We start from the raw sequence: 18,494 nt of genomic DNA, 5'->3' as shown, positions 1-18,494 counted from the left end.
TTATTTCTCCTTTCCTGTTGTCGCGGCTGTGCTTGCTGTGGCGGCTTGTTTCTTTTCCTTGCGTTGCGCCCGTTGCGCCTTTTGCTTGGCGGTGCGTTGGCGTTGCTGCCGGGCCAGCGAGCGGGCGCGATCGCGGGCGCGCTGCTTACGCATTTCCTCTTCCTCATCCAACTTGGCACCCAAGGAATTCAGGATGTAGAGCGTAAGGCCCACGACGATGAGGTAGACGCCCGCATCGAAGACCAACGCCGAAGGCAGCGAAACCTTGCCGATGAGCGGAATCTCCGGCGAGGTGTACCCGCTGGTAAGCGGTGGGTGGCCAAAGAACATGGGGGTCACTGCGGCCAGTGCGGACAAGAAGAGGCCGGTGCCCATGGTGCGGCCGGCGTCGATAGGCAGGGTCTCTTCCAACTCTGCGCGCCCGCCGGCCAGGTAGCGCAGGATGAGCGCCAGCGCGGCGACGAGGCCGCCGGCAAAGCCGCCACCCGGGGCGTTGTGGCCGGCGAAGAAGAAGTAGAAGGACAGCGCCACCATGGACGGGAAGAGCACGCGGGTGGAGACGTCAATCATCAGCGAGCGGTTGAGTGCCTGCTCCGATTCCACCCCGGCGGCCAGCCAGCGTCGGCCGGTCACCCTAAGGGTGGGGCGGCGGCTTTCGCGGCCGAAGGATTGGGTGCGGTAAATCAGTGAGACTACGCCCAGCGCGGCAATGATGATGACCGTGATTTCGCCAAAGGTATCCCACGCGCGCAGGTCTACCAGTAAGACGTTGACGGTATTGGCGCCGTGCCCAATCTCCTTGGCTAGATCCGGCATGAACTCGGAGATGGGCTTGGACTGGCGGGCGTTGATGGCAAACATTGCAACCACGGTGACCGTCAGGCCCGTGCCCACCGATAGCCACGCGCGCAGGCGGCCCATCTTGGGGTCTTGCTTCCACTCGGCGGAAGCGGGCATGCGGCGCAGGACCAGCATGAAGATAACCATCACGATGGTCTCCGTCAGCAGCTGGGTTAGCGCAAGATCTGGTGCACCGTGGAGCGCAAAGATAAAGGCGAGTGTATAACCGGTCACGCCTACGATGATGACGGCGGACAGGCGGTTAGCGGTGACTGTGGCGGCCACCGCGGCCACCATAATGATGACGGCGGCCACGATCTGCCAGGGATTTTCCGCCACAATCATCCGAATATCGGTGAGGTCGCCCTTGATGAGCATGGCTACCGGCAGCAACATCAAGGTGGCAAAGATGACCGTGAGGTTCAGCTGCAGGGAGCCGCGCTGCGTGGTTGCCGTCGTGCGCAGCGAGAGCTGGCGCAGAAGAGCGATGACCGAATCATAGGCATCATCCGCATTGCCCAGTGCAGGGTAGGGGAATTGCCACTTGACTAGGACTTGGCGCTGCCAGTGCATGACAATACCGCCCACAATAATGAGCATGGAAAGGCCCAGCGCCACGCTAAAGCCATGCCACAGCGCCAACTCACTATGCTCCTTCGGGCCGAAGGTGGAGTTGAGGTGCTGGTCAAAGGCCGCCGAGAGCGGCTTGGGGAATACACCCAGCACCACGGTTAGGGCGGTGAGTAGGGCAGGGGAGAGCCACAGCCCCATGGTGACGGGATGCATCTTGGCGACGGCCTCTGCTGGCTCCGTGCCATTAACCTCCTGCTTGGTAGCGAAGGCGCCCCACAAAAAGCGCAGGGTATAGGCCATGGTGAGGATAGAGCCGAGGACATAGGCCACCAGCATCATATTGCGCGGCATACCGGCCAGTAGCTCCTCATGCATGGTGGCTTCCAGCACAGCCTCCTTGGCCACGAAGCCAAAGAGCGGTGGGACGCCAGCCATGGACAGGCCAGAGATGATAGCGATGCCAAAGAGGAAAGGCTCCTTGCGCCCCAAGCCGGATAGCTTGGTGATATCCCTCGTGCCCGAGCAGTGGTCGATGGCGCCGACGACCATAAAGAGCGCCGCCTTAAAGAGCGAGTGCGCAAAGGTCAGCGCGAGAGCGGCCTGCATAGCCTCGCGGGAACCTACAGCTGCGATGGAAGTAATAAAGCCCAACTGGGAGACGGTGCCATAGGCCAGCACCAGCTTCAGGTCGCGCTGCTTGAGCGCCATCCAGCCACCCAGCAGCATGGTAAATACGCCAAGGGAGATAACCACCACGTGCCAGGTGGCAACCTCATACATCGATGGCGCGAGGCGTGCGACTAGGTAGATGCCCGCCTTTACCATCGCGGCGGAGTGGAGATAAGCGGAGACCGGAGTCGGCGCCGCCATCGCACCCGGCAACCAGAAATGTGCCGGCGCGATTGCGGACTTCGTTAGCGCGCCCGCCAAGATGAGCACGATGGCGACCGTGACAAATGGCGTCTGGGCAAAGTGCTGATAGGCGGCGATATCGCTAAAGGTCCACGCTCCGGTCTGGCGTCCGAGCAGGATGATGCCCATGAGCATGGACAGCCCGCCCAGTGCGGTGACCATGAGTGCCTGCTGCGCGGCGCGGCGGGAAGAGGCACGCTCCGCGTAGTAGCTGACCAAAAGGTAGGACAGTATGGAGGTAATCTCCCAGAACACGTACATTAGCAGGAAATTATCCGCGGCCACCAGGCCAAACATGGCGGTGGCAAAGCCCACCATTTGTGCGGCGAACATGGCTAGGCGGCGCCGCGTGCCATCAAAATAGCCCCAGCAATACACCAGCACCAGCGCGCCCATGCCTAATATAATGAGGCTAAATAGCGCGCCCAATCCGTCCAAGCGGAGACTAAAACTCAGGTTGGCGGACGGCATCCACTCCACGGTGCGTTCGACCGCGCCGCCGTCTGTGAAGGTACCGCGCAGGAAATGCACGAGAGTCCATACGAAGCCTGCGCTGGGAACCAGTGCCAAAATTCCAAAAGCCGGGCGACCCATTCGCATGATGAGCAGCGGCGCGACCACGGAGGCGGCGATAAGAGCACCCAGAAGTACTAGCACGTTGGTTACTACGCTCCTTATGGTTGTGTCACGTTCTTATACCCCGCTGCCGCGAATACCACGAGCACACAACTGACGAGAGGCGAGAACATTCACGAGCCGCGCGCCGTTGAGTACGCCGCGGCGGCACAGTGCAAGCAACATGGCCGAGCGCGGGGCCAACTTTTTGCCACTTTACCGGTTTTTCCACGGCTTTGAAAGGAATAATTTTATGCACTGTATTATATGCCGCTATTTCGGGCCGTCTTAGAGCAGAAAGAAACCCCGCATCCCATCGGTTCGGGACGCAGGGAGTTGGCGGCAAGCCGCTAAACCGAAGCGGTGGCAGCCGCGGCGGCCGCAGCGGCCGGGAGGGGTGAGTCCTTAGGCGTAGCGCTGCAAGAAGAGCGCTTCTGCGGCAGCGATGTTCTCGATCTCGGTGGGATCGACGGACTCATTGGCCGAATGGATGGTGCACTTTGGCTCCTCCACCCCGTAGAGAGCGATCTCCGCGTTCGGGTGAGCCTCTTGCAGCTCGGTGGTCAGCGGGATGGAGCCGCCCATGCCCTGTGCAGCGGTATCCGTGCCGTAGGCCTCGGTGAGGCACTCGCCCAGTAGGGCAGCGGCGGGCTTTTCCGGATCGGTGGAAAAACCGGCATTGGCTTCGAGTACCTCGGCCTTAACGTGGGCGCCCCATGGGGTGTGGGCGCGGAGGTGCTCACAGACGGCGTCGGCAATCGCAGCGGCATCGGCGCCGGCTGGAACGCGCAGGTTGAGCTGCGCGGAAGCGGTGGCGGGCACGGCGTTGACGGCCTCTGCCACCGGGGTGGAGGTAAAGCCGGTCACGGTAATGGCCGGGCGGGACCAGACCATGTTGGCCACCGGGGTGGCACCGGCCGGGTCGTCTTCGCCCATGATCTTGGTACCCTCCAACAGCTGCGCATCGGCGCGGAAGGCGTCTGCCGGGTACTCCTGGCCGGACCACTCGGCGGTGGTATCTACGCCGTCGATAACGGTGCGGCCGTACTCATCGGACAGGGAGTCGATGGCGCGCATCAGCGCCTTGGCGGCATCCGGTGCCGCGCCGCCGAACTGGCCGGAGTGCACGGCGGAGGCCAAGGTATCGACCTGGACGCCAATCTGCGCGCCGCCGCGCAGGGACGTGGTCAAGGTCGGCTGGCCCACAGCGGCGTTGCCCGCATCGGCGATAAGGATGGCGTCGGCAGCAAAAAGCTCCGGGCGGTCCTTGATGAGCTGGGACAGGCCCTCGCCGCCGCGCTCCTCGGAGCCCTCGATGAGGTACTTCAGGTTCACCTTGGCGCCGCCGTTATTGTCCACCGCGCGCAGGGCGGCCAAGTGCATGGCCACATTGCCCTTGCAGTCGGCGGCGCCGCGGCCGTACCAGCGGGTGGTGCCATCGGCGGCCTCGCGCTCGGTCAGGGTGAACGGATCGGATTCCCAAGCTTCGCGGTTGCCGGCCGGCACCACGTCATAGTGGGAGTACAGCAGCACCGTCTTGGCGCCCTCGTCGCCCTTGCGCTCACCCAAGATGGCCGTGGAGCCATCGGCCGTGGTGATGGTTTCCACGCTCACTCCGGCCTCTTCCAGTGCGGACTTAACCCACTGGCTTGCTCCCTTGGTCTGGTCCTCCAAACCTTCCTCGTCGTGGACGGAATTAAAGGCCACGAGCTCGCTGAGCTGGCGGAAAATGGTCTCGCGATCGTTGCGAATGCTTTCATTAAGTGCAGTCATGTTTTCTACGGTACCCGCCCGCCCCAAGCTATAGAGCAACCGGAATAGGAAAACGCTGGGGTGGTGAACTAAAATTTTTTTCATTCCACCCTGTGCGGATTCTGTCCGTTCGGACTCAAACCGAGGAAAGAAACCGGTACCAAACAGATAGAAACGGACGTAGCTGGCCGCGGCCCGCTGTAGACCGCTGCGTGGGTGAAACAAGAAACTTTCATAGCCGAGAATAGAAAGGACCTGGCATGGCGAACGCATCATCCGCCGCAGGTTCCAAGGCCTCCCTGCCCGAGCTGACTCTGCGCGGCATCATCATCGGTGGCCTGATTACCCTCATCTTCACCGCCGCCAATGTGTACTTAGGCCTGAAGGTGGGCTTGACCTTTGCTACCTCCATCCCGGCCGCCGTGATCTCCATGGCGGTGCTGCGCCGGTTCAAGGGCCACAACGTTAAAGAAAACAACATCGTGCAGACCATTGCCTCTGCCGCGGGTACCTTGTCCGCCATCATCTTTGTGCTCCCCGGCTTGGTGATGGTGGGGTACTGGCAGGGCTTTGGCTTCGTGCAGACGGCTGGCGTGTGCATCATCGGCGGCGTGCTGGGCGTGATGTATTCCATCCCGCTGCGCCGCGCTTTGGTCACCGGCTCCGATCTGCCCTATCCGGAGGGCGTGGCCGCGGCCGAGGTCCTCAAGGTGGGCGATGAAAATGCCTCCGGCACCAGCCAGGAAGAAAATGCCAAGGGCCTGCGTGTTATCGTCGCGGGTGGCATTACCTCGGCCGTTATGGCGCTGCTGACCGCAATGAAGGCCGCCGCCTCCGAAGTCACCGCCTATTTCAAGCTCGGCGCTGGCGCGACCACCCTGGGCACCAGCCTGTCCACCGCGCTTATCGGCGTGGGCCACCTGGTGGGCCTGCCGGTAGGCATTGCCATGCTGGTAGGCGTGGTGATTTCCTACTTCATTTTGCTGCCCATTTTCACCACCGGCGATATTACGGGCGCCACCGCGCTTGCCGACGTCGTCGATACCACCTTCTCCGATGACATCCGCTTCATCGGCGTGGGCACCATGGCCATTGCCGCCATTTGGACCCTGCTGAAGATCGCCGCTCCCATTGCTGTGGGCATCCGCCAGTCCCTAGCCTCCTCGCGCGCCCGCAAGTCCGGCTCCACCGTGGATGTCACCGAGCGCGATATTCCCTTCCCTTATGTCGCCACCACCATCGTGGCGTTCATGGTGCCTATCGCGTTGCTGTTGTGGGACTTCGTACGCGGTACCGATATTCACGACCACATGGCCGTGCTCATCACCGTCTCCGTCCTCTTTACCCTGCTGGTAGGTCTGATTATCGCCTCCGTGTGCGGCTACATGGCTGGCCTGATTGGTGCGTCTAACTCGCCCATTTCCTCCATCGGCATCATCGCCGTGCTCGCCGCCTCGCTGCTCATCGCGGCCGTCACCCGCGGCACCACTGCGGATCCTCTGTCTTTGGTGGCCTACACGCTCTTCACCGCGGCCATCGTCTTTGGCATTGCCACCATCTCCAATGACAACCTGCAGGACCTCAAGACAGGTCAGCTCGTCGGCGCTACTCCGTGGAAGCAGCAAGTAGCGCTCATCATCGGCGTGGTCTTCGGCTCCCTGGTCATCCCGCCGATTCTGCAGGTCATGCTCAATGGCTTCGGCTTCCAAGGCATGGAAGGCGCCGGTGAAGACGCCTTGGCCGCCCCGCAGGCCGCCCTGATGTCCTCCGTTGCCTCCGGCATCTTCGATAGCTCGTTGGACTGGAACCTCATCTTTATCGGTATGGCCATTGGTGCTGTCCTTATTATTGTTGACGAGCTCCTGCGCAAGTTCACCGATAAGTACTCGCTGTCCCCGCTGGCCGCCGGCATGGGCATGTACCTACCGGCCGCCCTGACCATCGTCATCCCCATCGGTGCTATTTTGGGCACCTTCTATGACAAGTGGGCCGCGAAGCAATCCCACCCGGAGTTTGCCAAGCGTATGGGTACCCTCCTGGCTACCGGCCTCATCGTAGGTGAGTCCCTCTTTGGTGTGGTCAACGCCGGCATCATTGCCGCCGCTGGCGGCGAGAGCCCGCTGGAAATCTTTGAGGGTGGTGCCTCCGCCACCGTGGTGGGCGTGATCCTCTTTATTATCGCGCTGACGTTCATCTACCGCTGGACCAAGCGCACGGTGAAGAGCTCCTAGTTTTTGATCCATTCCTTATATAATGGCGTCCCTTCGCGGGGGCGCCATTTTTCTTGCAGTCACGGTAGGAGAGTGCCAGAATGGTCGTTAGCACTCGCACAGTATGAGTGCCAGATAAATCTACATCGTTGTGGTTGAGGTTGGTTCACACTCACCAGCCATGCCGTCGCGGGCGTCCGCAGCGAGAAAGACGTGAGTGTCGTCCTCAATAAACCAAGGAGCACAAACACAATGGCAAAGATTATCGCTTTTGATGAAGAGGCCCGCCGCGGCCTCGAGCGCGGCCTCAACACGCTTGCCGACGCCGTCAAGGTCACCCTCGGCCCCAAGGGCCGCAACGTCGTCCTGGAAAAGTCCTGGGGCGCCCCGACCATTACCAACGACGGTGTTTCCATCGCTCGCGAAATCGAGCTCGAGGATGCTTACGAGAAGATCGGCGCCGAGCTGGTCAAGGAAGTTGCCAAGAAGACCGACGACGTCGCAGGCGACGGCACCACCACCGCAACCGTGCTGGCACAGGCTCTGGTACGCGAGGGTCTGCGCAACGTAGCCGCAGGTTCCAACCCCATGGGCATCAAGCGCGGCATCGAGACCGCAACCAAGAAGGTTGTAGACTCCCTGCTCTCCTCTGCTAAGGAAGTAGAAACCCAGGAGCAGATCGCTACCACCGCTGGCATCTCCGCTGCTGACCCGGCCATCGGCGAGAAGATCGCCGAGGCTATGTACACCGTGGGCAACGGCTCCGTAAACAAGGACTCCGTTATCACCGTGGAAGAGTCCAACACCTTCGGCGTTGACCTCGAGGTAACTGAGGGTCTGCGCTTTGATAAGGGCTACATCTCCGGCTACTTCGCTACCGATATGGAGCGTCAGGAGGCGGTCCTGGAGGATCCGTACATCCTGCTGGTTTCCTCCAAGATCTCCAACATCAAGGACCTGGTTCCGCTGCTGGAGAAGGTCATGCAGTCCGGCAAGCCGCTGCTCATCATCGCTGAGGACGTTGAGGGCGAGGCCCTGTCCACCCTCGTTGTGAACAAGATCCGCGGCACCTTCAAGTCCGTTGCGGTTAAGGCACCGGGCTTCGGCGACCGCCGCAAGGCCACCCTGCAGGACATGGCCATCCTCACTGGCGGCCAGGTCATCTCCGAGGAGGTCGGCCTCTCCCTCGAGACCGCCGAGCTCGAGTACCTAGGCCAGGCACGCAAGGTTGTCGTCACCAAGGACGAGACCACCATCGTGCAGGGTGCTGGCTCTCAGGAGCAGATCGACGGCCGCATCAAGCAGATCCGTGCCGAGATCGAAAGCTCCGACTCCGACTACGACCGTGAGAAGCTGCAGGAGCGCCTGGCTAAGCTCTCCGGCGGCGTTGCCGTCCTCAAGGTCGGTGCCGCTACCGAGGTCGAGCTCAAGGAGCGCAAGCACCGCATCGAGGACGCAGTCCGCAACGCAAAGGCTGCCGTGGAAGAAGGCATCGTTGCCGGCGGCGGCGTAGCGCTGCTGCAGGCTGCTTCCGTCCTGGATTCCCTGGATGACCTCAAGGGCGACGAGGCTACCGGCGTCAAGATCGTCCGCGAGGCCCTGTCTGCACCGCTGAAGCAGATTGCACACAACGCTGGCCTGGAGCCAGGCGTTGTTGCTGACAAGGTTGCCTCCCTGCCAGCAGGCGAGGGCCTGAACGCCGCTACCGGTGAGTACGTCAACCTCATGGAGGCTGGCATCAACGACCCGGTAAAGGTTACCCGCTCCGCTCTGCAGAACGCTGCTTCCATTGCAGCTCTGTTCCTGACCACCGAGGCTGTCGTTGCCGACAAGCCTGAGCCGGCCGGCGCCAACAACGGCATGCCGGACGCTGACGCTATGGGCGGCATGGGCTTCTAAGTCCAAACCCCGATAGGTCTAGAGACGGGCTCAGACAAGGCTCTTAGCGGCCTTCTAGCCCCTTTTGAGCGCCCCGCTTCTGTGCTTTAGAGCGCATGAGGCGGGGCGCTTCGGCGTGTCTGCACCACTTTGCGTCGCCGATACGATACGAGTTCATCGCAATTTCTCGGGCCAATCGCTGAATCTGCTTGTCACTGTAGTTTTCTAATCGGTACGCATGTTCAACGCACACTGCCCGATTCATTGTTCAGGCAGGCTTACAATTCAGCGCCACGGTACTTAACACGCGAACCATGCGCCCCAATGACCCCGTATAGGGGTAATTTTAACGGGTTGGATTAGAAAAATTTTTTCCCTTGGGAAGACTGGGTTACGGGCATAACTATCGTTCGCTACACCCCGAAGCGTTACAGTGTTAAAGTTTATTTAACGCAATCAACTATTTGGCAAACGAAAAACGCAGTTCAGGGCGATTGTGCCGTGAGGTAAAAATTTTCCAATACCCCTATAGGATATAGCTCTTTTCTTATCGAATCGCCTAGATGTGCAGACACCTATGCAAAATTGACTTGCTTTAGATTGAACTTGTGCCAAAATATTTCTTGTGACGCCCACTGAGGGTGTCTGCAAACTGCAAACCCCCTCCGGGGCAAGATAGCTTCGGAACTATTTTAGGAGTTCAAACATGGATCTCTCCCTCGTACAGACTCACCTGGACAACTTCGTTAACACCTGGGAAGGCTGGGCAAAGGTTCTTGGCGGCCTGCAGGGCTTCGGTCACCTGTTCCTGGGTGGCGAGATGGCACCGATTAAGGGCATCAACGAGAATCTTTCTTCCTACGCTGATTTCCTTTCCTCCAAGTAATTTCATTTCCTAAACAAGTCTTAAGGAGACAAAATGTCTGACTTCATTTCCCAGTTCGCTGCTTCCTCCGAGGGCATCTTCGAGCCGATCAAGTACGTCTTCGACCAGCTCTTCCTGGTTGCATCCCCGCTGGTTGATGTAGCTAAGGGTGCTTCCAAGCTGATCGGCATGTTCGCATAAGAACATCCTTCAGTTCTGAGCTTTAGCGCTCACTGAAGCAAGAAGGCCTACCGTTTCGGTAGGCCTTCTTTTTGTTTTGTTGGTCATCGGGGAGCAGGGGTAACTGCGAAAATTTAGCGCGCTAGATGTCTACATTCGGGTTACACTTAATGCATGGCTGATATTAAAGACGACGACCTTCCCGAGATCGACCTGGCAAAAACTGACGGCTACGTCGTCGATGGAACCGATGAAGATGATCCTTCGCTGATCATGCCGGATGGTTCCCCGGTTCAGACTTGGCGGGAAAATTACCCCTATGATGAGCGTATGACTCGCGATGAGTACGAGTCTGTGAAGCGCGCTCTGCAGATTGAGCTGCTGAAGTGGCAGAACTGGACCAAGGAGACTGGCCAGCGCCACATCATTATCTTTGAGGGTCGCGACGCGGCCGGCAAGGGTGGCACCATTAAGCGCTTTAACGAGCACCTGAACCCGCGTGGCGCTCGCACTGTCGCTCTGGAGAAGCCGTCGCCGCGTGAGTCCACCTCCTGGTACTTCCAGCGATATATTGAACACTTCCCGGCCGGTGGCGAGATCGTCTTCTTTGACCGCTCTTGGTACAACCGCTCCGGTGTGGAGCGCGTTATGGGCTTTTGTACCGAAAGCCAGCACGCGGAGTTCCTTCGTGAGGTTCCGATGCTGGAGAATATGATTCTTGGCTCGGGTATCTCCCTGACCAAGTTGTGGTTCTCTGTCACCCGTAAGGAACAGCGCACCCGCTTTGCTATCCGCCAGATTGACCCGGTGCGCCAGTGGAAGCTGTCCCCGATGGACTTGGCTTCGCTGGATAAGTGGGATGACTACACCCGTGCCAAGGAAGAGCAGTTCCGCTACACGGATACGGAAGAGTCGCCGTGGATTACCATTAAGTCCAACGACAAGAAGCGCGCCCGTATTAACGCCATGCGCTACGTGCTGTCTAAGTTCGAGTACACGAACAAGGACCACGAGCTGGTGGGCGAGGTCGATGAGAACATCGTTAAGCGTGGTCGCGACCAGATTGGTGACTAGGTTGAGCTAAATTAGCCGCACATTAGGCGGGAAACTCGGTAAGTCCGAGTTTCCCGCTTTTTGTTTTAGGGGTACCAAAAGGGGTGAATGTGCGGAAATAGTTTCGCGGGAATTGTTGGATTCTAAAAGGGCTATTTCCGTGCGGTTATGTTACGGAACCGTAGGTAATATTGTCGAAAACTATTTGTGGTCTCCGTCTTAGAATATTTAGCATCACTGTTATCTCAATCTCATCTAGAACAAGGATATGACCTACAGCACCACGAGGGGACAGTGATGATGAAGAAGTACGTAACCGCCTGCCTGACGGCGGCAGCAGTACTGGCGGCACCAGTTGCGGTATCTGGCACGCTCACGGCAGGGGCAATCGCCCAGGAAGCCTCGGTGCCTGCGCCCGCGGCAGACCAGAAACCAGATGTATTGGGGCGCCCAACTGTCTCGGAAAAGCAGGTATCCGATGAGGAAGGCTACTTCGACAGCGCTCATGGCGAGGGCGTGAAGATCTACTACCGCAAGCAGAAGGTGGCCAACCCACGCGGTGCGGTGGTTCTTGCGCACGGTGTCTCTGAGCACTCGGGGCGATATGATTACGTCGCCAAGCGCCTGCTGGATGCGGGCTACAGCGTCTACCGTGTAGACCACCGCGGGCACGGCAAGTCCGCGGGCGGCAGCGTGCCACTGGGGCACATCGATAACTTCCAGTACATCCTGGATGACTTTGACCATGTGGTGGACATGGCCAAGGAGGAAAACCAGGGAGTTAAGACCTTCCTGCTGGGCCACTCGATGGGTTCGCTGACTGTGGAGGCCTATGGCATCCGTGAGCCGGGCAAGGTCGATGGCATCATCACCAACGGTGGCGGCGCGCCGTTGAACCTGTCGGGCAAGAATGTGGCCGGAAAGAATATCACCCCGGATGATATTTCGGAGACCCAGAAGAAGCTGGATCCCACCATCTTTGAGCGCCTGCCGCTGGCCCAACTCACCAACTTTAATGCGCACTATGCGCAGAACCTCATTCCGCACCGCACTGAAATCGGTGCACAATCGCCGGAGTGGAGCAAGAACATCAGGCTTTCTAACCCGTTCACGGATGGGGTCTCCACCAGCCAGGCGGTCAAGGACGAGTATGCTTCGAGCCCGCTCATTGCGCAGAAGACCAGTGCCGGCACGGCCTTGCAGCTGGCGGCAATTGCGAATTACGACGCCGTCAATGCGGACCTCTTCACCGCACCGACGCTCATCATGCACGGCACCAAAGACGGAATCGTTCCGCCGTACTTCTCCCAGGATTGGTATAACTCCATCTCCTCCAAGGACGTGGAGTACGTGACCTGGGAGGGGCAGAAGCACGAGGTCTTTAATGAGCCGGCTGCCGATCAGGCTCTCGATACCGTCGTGGACTGGCTCGACCGCCACGCCTAAATTCACGCGGACCTCAAAGTGAGGACTCTTGGCAGGCATGTAGTGCTTGCCAAGAGTTTACGTATATGTAACCGCGTCGTTGCCCAGGACGGATAGAAATTGAATTATGAAAAATAAACTCTGTGCTTTCTCATCTATCCTGGCGCTCACCGGAATGGTGGGCGCACCTGTTGCGGCGGCCCAGTCCTCGCTTCCGGGTTCCTCCTTTGGTTCTTCTTTGGGGTCATCGTTAGGCTCTTCTTGGAGGTCTTCCCAGAGCTCGTCCGAGGGGTCCTCGGCGGGAGACGATGTGCAGCCGGGGGAAGGCACAGAATCGCGGGTGCTGTGGCTGGAAAGCTTCGACGGGGTGGATACCCCGGCATGGTTTACTCACCGCGCGCCGGAGGGGTGGAAGACCGACGTGCACGGCGTGGACTCGGGCGAGGCCCGCTGGAAGGGCTGGACTTTTGGCGATATGCGCCATTGGACCTGGGCATCTGGTACCGATATGCGCCACTATTTCACCCAGGCGCATGACACCTTCGCCATCATCGACAACAAGCAGCAGCGCTTGGCCGAAGGCGATTCCATGACCGCGGGTCTAAAGAGCCCGGCCATCCCGGTGGCGGGGCAGGAGCGGGTGAATGTGGAATTCGACCACCATTACCGCCAGGGCAAGGACGGGCAAAATGCCACGGTGACTGTCTCCTTCGATGGCGGGGAAGCCCAGGAAATCGCCGTCTTTGATAAGGATGTCTTCTCCAAGCACGAGTCCATTGGCGTGGACGTGCCAGCCGGCGCGAAGAATATGCAGGTTAGCTTCAGCTACAACAACGGCAATGATGACTGGTGGTGGGCGGTGGATAACGTGGGCGTCGTCAAGCCGCTCGGTGAGCTTCAGGGCTCGCCGCAGGCTACCGTGGACGTGCTTTCCGACGTCCAGGGCGACCCCCAAGACTACAAAGACGCGGTCCGCCAGTTGAACGGTATGGAGGACAAGGCCGGGGCGCTGGTGCTCAACGGCGACCTCGTGGACGATGGCTCGCAGCAGCAGTGGGATGATTTCTTGGCCGCGCACAGCGAGGTGCCGCACGATTCGGGCAAGGAATTGTGGACCATCGGCAACCACGAAATGTATGGCAAGGAAGGCTCTAAGACTTACCTGGATCGCTTTCTCAAATACTCCGGCCAGGATAAACCGTGGAAGGAAGAAGTGGTGGATGGGGTGCCGCTCATTTCGGTAAATACCGAGTTTTATTCCGATATTCTGCGCCACGGCAAGGAGCCGTTCCAGCGCATCAGCAAGGAGCAGCTCGATTGGCTAGATGAGCGCCTGGCTTATTGGGATGCTAAGGGCACTCCGGCGTTGGTCTTTAGCCATCCTTTATTGCCGCAGACGGTATCGATGTCCCATTCGGCGTGGTACCAGAATGACTTTGAGGACCTCGAGGCGCTATCCAACGTGGTCAATAAGTACAACAACATCGTGTGGTTTAGCAGCCACAGCCACTCTTCGCTGCGTCAGAATAACTGGTGGGGAACCCGCCGCTATGACGGCACTGGTGAGGCTGGCCGTACCGGCTTCCCCGTGGTCAATACTGGCGCCATTCTCAATGAGTACCTGCCGGATGGCGATAACGACGAAAAAATTGTTAAGGAAAAGGAAGAGGCCTCCACTGGTCTGCGGGTCAAGGTTTATGCTGACCGCGTCCGAGTGGAGGCCTGGGACTTCAAGTCCGGCGACATGATTAAATTTCAAGATTTTGCGCGGTAGGCAGCAGGTGCGGCCTACCGCGACATAGGAGAAGGTGGCTCCTGTAGCCCTACCGCCGCCATGGCTCGATGGGGTTGCCCTGCCACACGGCGTTGGTGGGCACGCGGTCACCGCGCATAACCAGCGAGCCGGGCCCCACGGTGGAGGCGGTGCCAATGAGCGAGGCCGGCAAAGCTACCGAGTGAGCGGCCAGCGTGGCACCGTCCTGGATGGTAACGGTATCCAAGCTCATCACGCGGTCCTGGAAAAGGTGGGTTTGCACCACGGTGCCAGGGCCAACGGTGGCGGCCTCACCGATGCGGATGAGGTCCGTTTCCGGGAACCAATAGGAATCGATCCACGCGCCGCGGCCGATCTTCACGCCGAGGGCGCGCAGGCCCAGGTTGATCTCGCCGGAGCCGTAGGTGTGTTGGAAGAACCACGGCGCGGCGACAACTTCCACGAAGGCGTCCTGCAGCTCGTTGAGCCAGACAAAAGCGGACCACAGTGGGTGGTCGGCCGCGCGGTGCTTGCCCACGCAGATCCACTTGACGGCGACGGTGACGGCCATGGCCACGGCACCCATACCCATGAGGATGAGGCCGGAGAGGAGCCAGGTGAGGGGGAAACCGAGGGCGTCGAGAAGCGAGTAGTACACGCCAAGCGTCGCGGCAAGCAGCATGGCAGAAAACATGGGCGCCAGAAGGCGCATGGTTTCCACCACGCCGCGGGCGGCCTTCACCGCAAAGCCCGGGTTATAGGTCAGCGCCTCACCCGAGTTGGCGGGGGAGTCTACCTCCACCGTCACGCGGCGCATGCGCTCTGGAGGAGCACCCCACCAGTTGGCGCCGGCCTTGGTTTTCTTCGGAGTAGAAGAAAGCACGGCAACGAGCGAGTTCTTCGATAGCTTGCGGCCGGGTGCGGTGATGCCGGAGTTACCCACGAAGGAGCGCTTGCCTACCTTGGTTTCGCCGGTGCGCATCCAGCCGCCGCCGAGTTCGTAGCCGCCAATCATGGTGTCATCGGCCAGGAAGGCGCCTTCTTTGACCTCGGTGAGCTTGGGGATCATCACCGCGGTGGAAATTTCCACGTTGGTGCCGATCTGCGCGCCGAGCGTGCGCAGCCACGTCGGGGTGAGCTGCGAGGCATAGAGCGGGAAGAGCTTGGTGCGCGCCTCGTCCATGAGGCGTTCGATGGCCCACAGGCGCCAGCCCTTGACCGAACGCACAGGCGTTACGCCCGGGCTAATGCCGAGGGAGAGAATGCGCACGCCCAACCAAGTCTGCAGCATATAGGTGGCAAAGGCCGCCAGCGCACCTACAGGTGCGAAGAAGATCGCGCCGATAAAGCCATCGCCGCCGGTGGACTGCACGAGGGTGAGAACAAGGGCCGCGCCAACCGCCAGCGCCACGACCGGCTGGATGGCCAGCAGGACGGAGGTGGCGTCATAGATGGCCACCCACCACGGCCGACGCTTTGGCGTATGGGACGGGAAGCGGTGCTTGGAGCGGCCCACCTTTTGGGCAGGGGAGCCGGACCAGCGCTGGCCGTCCTTGATCTTCTTTCGGCCAGTGACGGTGGAACCGGCCTCCACGTGGGCGTACTTGCCCACCACGGTGCCAGGCAGCAGCGTGGAGCGCGCGCCCACGCGGGCGCCTTCCTTCACGTCGATGGCGCCCACGTGCAAGATATCGCCGTCTAGCCAGTAGCCGGAAAGATCCACCTCGGGCTCGATGGCGGCGTGCTTGCCCAGGGTGAGCAGGCCGGTAACTGGCGGCAGGGAGTGCAGGTCCACGCCGCGCTTGACCTTGACTCCGAGCGCACGGGCGTAGTTATTCACGCGCGTGGCACCGGCCAGGGAGCTCGCGCCAGCGGCATTAGCCCAGCGCTCAGCCGCCCAGATGCGTAGGTGCGTAGAACCGCCGCGCGGGTAGTCTCCAGGCTTAATGCCGGCCGTAATGAGCCGCGCACCGTAGCCGCCGAGAGGGATGCGCCCCACCGGGGTGACAAAGACAATGAGCATGGCGATGACCAGCCACCACGGGAAAGCAGTGGCCCACTCGAAGCCCAGTGATGCCGCCACGGTGGAGCCCAACATAAGCCAAGCCAGCCAGCTGGATGCGGCCAGGGTCATGACCGGAATCTGAATCAAGGTCTGGGCGAGGCGGGTGCCAAAGCCGACCTTGGTGACCTCGCGCATGGGGACGTCGGCAGCCGCGGGGCGCGGCTCGGCGCCGCCGATGAGCTCCGCCAGAGAACCCAAGCGCGGGTGATCGTAGAGGTCGCGCACGGCCACGGTGGGGTAGCGCTCCCTGATATGCCCCACCAGGGTCGCGGCCGCCAGGGAGGTACCGCCGAGCGAGAAGAAGTCGGCGTTCTCATCCTCCACGGATACACCGAGGGTTTCCACCCATAGCTCCGCGAGCCATTTTTCGGTCTCGGTCAGCGTGGTCGATTCCACGCCCACTCCAGGCAGCGGCCACGGCAGGGCCTTCTTATCCACCTTGCCGGAGGTGCGCACCGGTAGCTCCTCCATCACGCAGATGCGCGGGACGAGTGCAGCCGGCATGGTATCGGCCAGGCGCGCATGCGCGGCCTCATGATCGAAGCCCTTGGACTCATCCTCGAGGGAAACATAGCCCACCAGAACGGACTCGCCGCCGGGAGTCTTTTGCACGGCCACGGCCGAGTTGTAGACGTTATCTAGCGCCGCAACATTAGCTTCGACCTCGCCGAGCTCGATGCGGCGCCCGCCAATCTTTACTTGGTCATCCACGCGGCCGACGAAGTACAGCCCGTCTTCTTCCAGGCGAACGTGGTCACCGGTGCGATAGGCGCGCTGCCAGCCCATGGACTCCAGCGGTGCGTATTTTTCCGCGTCCTTGGCCGGATCCAGATAGGACGCCAGTCCCACGCCGCCGATTACCAGCTCGCCGACGCCGCCCATTTCCACGGGCATGCCCTGCTTATCGACGACCACCAGGTCCCAACCGTTAAGCGGCAATCCAATGGACACCGGCCGGCCCGGCAGCATCTGCTGTGCACAGGCGACGACGGTGGCCTCGGTGGGGCCGTAGGTATTCCACATCTCGCGGTCCTCGGTGGCCAAACGGTCCACCAATTCTTGCGAGCAGGCCTCGCCGCCGACGATGAGTAGGCGGATATTGTCGAGAGCTTCGGCCGGCCAGAGGCCCGCCAGGGTGGGCACGGTAGACACGACGGTGATGTCGCGGCGAATGAGCCACGGGCCCAGGTCCATGCCGGAACGCACCAAAGACCGCGGTGCTGGGACCAGGCAGCCGCCGTGGCCCCAGGCCAGCCACATTTCCTCGCAGGAGGCGTCGAAGGCGACGGACAAGCCGGCGAGCACGCGATCCTCAGGACCTAAGGGCCCGTGCGGGTGGTTGACCAAAAAGAGGCTCGCTTCCGCGTCCACGAAGGCGGCCGCGGAACGGTGGCTGACGGCCACGCCCTTGGGCTTGCCGGTCGAACCTGAGGTGAAGATGATCCACGCGGTGTCCTCTGGGCGCGGAGCATTCGTCTCCTCAGCAGGGGCGTCCGGGCGCGCGGAGTCCCGCAGGAAGCGGAATCCGTCGTCCGTGAAAACGCCATCGATATCGGCTTCGCCGAAAACCATCTCGGCGCGCTCGTCAGGGTCATCGGCGTCGACAGGCACATAGGCTGCGCCTGCCGCCAAGGTCGCCAAAATGGCGAGGTAAAGCTCGCGTTTGCCGGAGGTCATCCTAATGCCGATGCGATCGCCGCGGCGCACGCCATTGGCGTGCAGCTCGGCAGCCCATGCCTCGACCTCGTGGATGAGCTCGGAATAGGTGATGATTTCGCCGTCATCAAGCGCGGCGGCATCGGGGTTCATTTCCGCGGTGGTGGTAATGATGTCCCACAGCGTGCGCGGCCGCGGTGCCGCGCTTCCTAGAAGGTACTGCTGTGGGACGAGCGATTCGGGACCCGCCATTTATGCCTCTTCTTCGTCCGCGGCAATGATGGACTTAGCCAACTTTCGCAGATGCTTGAGCTGCTTATTGGTGGACTCATCCAATGCCTCGTCCTCGGCGGTAGCGACCAGCACCGCCAGGTCCTTGTGGGCCTTTGTGCCCTTTTTGGTGGAAGCGACGATCTGGCGGCGGCGATCCTTTGGGTCGCGTTCGCGCTTTGCCCAGCCGCGGTCCTCGAGGGCGTCGATAAGACGCACCATGTCAGAGGCGTCAATGGCCAGGGTTTCGGACAGATAAGACTGCGACGCGGCATCCGCGTCGACCAGACAGGTAAGGACCCAGTACTCGCGCAGCGTTGTCTGCTTGGTCTGCAAAGCAGCCTCTACGCCATCGCGGGTGCGGCGGCGGAGGCGCTCCAATTGGAACGACGGGGACTCGAGCAGGGTCGTTGGGATTACAGAATTATTCGTGGAAGCCATACCATC

Annotated in this window: 11 protein-coding genes; 7 read left to right on the top strand and 4 right to left on the bottom strand. The window is 60.7% G+C overall.

What is annotated here, in order from left to right; translation table 11 throughout:
* A complete protein-coding gene (locus MHK00_RS05845) occupies positions 1-2,982 on the bottom strand; it encodes a Na+/H+ antiporter subunit A (protein WP_250410829.1) in 2,982 nt (993 codons plus the stop codon).
* A gap of 363 nt (positions 2,983-3,345) precedes the next feature.
* On the bottom strand, positions 3,346-4,713 hold the full coding sequence (locus MHK00_RS05840) for a dipeptidase (RefSeq protein WP_250410828.1): 1,368 nt from the start codon (positions 4,711-4,713) through the stop codon (positions 3,346-3,348).
* 239 nt (positions 4,714-4,952) lie between these two features.
* Between MHK00_RS05840 and MHK00_RS05835 the strand changes: the two genes are divergently transcribed.
* The 7 genes from MHK00_RS05835 (at position 4,953) to MHK00_RS05805 (ending at position 14,077) form a co-directional block, all read left to right on the top strand.
* On the top strand, positions 4,953-6,923 hold the full coding sequence (locus tag MHK00_RS05835) for an OPT family oligopeptide transporter (RefSeq protein WP_250410827.1): 1,971 nt from the start codon (positions 4,953-4,955) through the stop codon (positions 6,921-6,923).
* Positions 6,924-7,154: 231 nt separating this feature from the next.
* Positions 7,155-8,801: a chaperonin GroEL gene (gene groL / locus MHK00_RS05830; protein ID WP_200435714.1), complete on the top strand. Its 1,647-nt coding sequence runs from the start codon at positions 7,155-7,157 to the stop codon at positions 8,799-8,801.
* Positions 8,802-9,486: 685 nt separating this feature from the next.
* Positions 9,487-9,666 carry a hypothetical protein gene (locus tag MHK00_RS05825; RefSeq protein ID WP_250410826.1) on the top strand — a complete coding sequence of 60 codons (180 nt, stop codon included), beginning with the start codon at positions 9,487-9,489 and terminating at the stop codon, positions 9,664-9,666.
* A 33-nt stretch (positions 9,667-9,699) separates the two neighbouring features.
* Positions 9,700-9,846, top strand: a complete 147-nt coding sequence (locus MHK00_RS05820) for a hypothetical protein (protein ID WP_179387008.1) — start codon at positions 9,700-9,702, stop codon at positions 9,844-9,846.
* Between the two features lie 153 nt (positions 9,847-9,999).
* Positions 10,000-10,899 (top strand): polyphosphate kinase 2, encoded by a 900-nt coding sequence (ppk2, locus tag MHK00_RS05815; protein ID WP_023019951.1) that lies wholly within the window; start codon positions 10,000-10,002, stop codon positions 10,897-10,899.
* A gap of 276 nt (positions 10,900-11,175) precedes the next feature.
* Positions 11,176-12,324, top strand: a complete 1,149-nt coding sequence (locus tag MHK00_RS05810; protein WP_250410825.1) for an alpha/beta hydrolase — start codon at positions 11,176-11,178, stop codon at positions 12,322-12,324.
* 106 nt (positions 12,325-12,430) lie between these two features.
* Positions 12,431-14,077, top strand: coding sequence for a metallophosphoesterase family protein (locus tag MHK00_RS05805; RefSeq protein WP_250410824.1), 1,647 nt, complete (start codon positions 12,431-12,433; stop codon positions 14,075-14,077).
* 49 nt (positions 14,078-14,126) lie between these two features.
* Here the strand turns inward: MHK00_RS05805 and MHK00_RS05800 are convergent, their stop codons facing one another.
* Together MHK00_RS05800 and MHK00_RS05795 are read right to left on the bottom strand one after the other, a co-directional pair.
* Complete coding sequence (locus MHK00_RS05800; protein ID WP_250410823.1) at positions 14,127-18,029, bottom strand: Pls/PosA family non-ribosomal peptide synthetase; 3,903 nt, start codon at positions 18,027-18,029, stop codon at positions 14,127-14,129.
* Positions 18,030-18,488, bottom strand: a complete 459-nt coding sequence (locus MHK00_RS05795; RefSeq protein WP_023019947.1) for a MarR family winged helix-turn-helix transcriptional regulator — start codon at positions 18,486-18,488, stop codon at positions 18,030-18,032.
* Positions 18,489-18,494: the final 6 nt, after the last annotated feature.

It is taken from the genome of Corynebacterium tuberculostearicum, assembly GCF_022347385.1.
Lineage (GTDB): Bacteria > Actinomycetota > Actinomycetes > Mycobacteriales > Mycobacteriaceae > Corynebacterium > Corynebacterium tuberculostearicum_M.
This window is presented reverse-complemented; position numbering and strand designations above follow the sequence as displayed.